Below are 645 nucleotides of genomic sequence, written 5' to 3'. Positions count from 1 at the left end.
ATGTAACAAGTTCAGTGCTTTAATTATTTCATCGTAAGGCACATCTTTTGCGCCACCGATCAGAAAGACCGTTTTCGGGTTGGCCTTGAAACGGCTGGACACTTCCGCCACCACCTGCTCTGGTGGTAAACGCTCCAGGCGATCTTTCTCAACCACCACGGTGTACTGACCAATACCAGACACTTCAACAATCACTGGCGGATTATCGTTACTGCTCACCGCCTGTGATTCAGTAGCGTCTGGCAGATCGACCTCCACGCTCTGGGTGATGATGGGCGCTGTCGCCATAAAGATCAGCAACAGCACCAGCAGTACGTCCAGCAACGGTACAATGTTGATTTCGGACTTGAGATCGCGACGACCTCGTCCACGCGCTCTGGCCATGGCTTACCCCTTGTTGCTCTCGCTAACGGTAAACGCCTGGCGGTGCAGAATCGCGGTAAACTCTTCCATAAAGTTGTCGTAATTCAGTTCCAGTTTGTTTACGCGCTGGTTGAGACGGTTATAAGCCATTACCGCCGGAATTGCGGCGAACAGACCAATTGCCGTCGCAATCAACGCTTCGGCGATGCCCGGTGCAACCATTTGCAGTGTTGCTTGTTTTACCGCCCCGAGGGCGATAAAGGCGTGCATGATCCCCCAGAC

General features: G+C 52.9%; 2 protein-coding genes. Both read right to left on the bottom strand.

All coding sequences use genetic code 11. The features are described from left to right. Positions 1 to 384, bottom strand: a 384-nt coding sequence (gene tolR, locus AC5O77_RS22015) for a colicin uptake protein TolR (protein ID WP_494507198.1), incomplete at its 3' end; no start/stop codon positions are given. 3 nt (positions 385 to 387) lie between these two features. Beyond that, a partial coding sequence (locus tag AC5O77_RS22010) for a MotA/TolQ/ExbB proton channel family protein (RefSeq protein ID WP_206285766.1) occupies positions 388 to 645 on the bottom strand: 258 nt, incomplete at its 5' end.

It is taken from the genome of Stenotrophomonas sp. INTA L402-1, from assembly GCF_059295135.1.
Note: the sequence above shows the minus strand (reverse complement) of the source record. Positions and strands in the feature narration are given on the sequence as shown.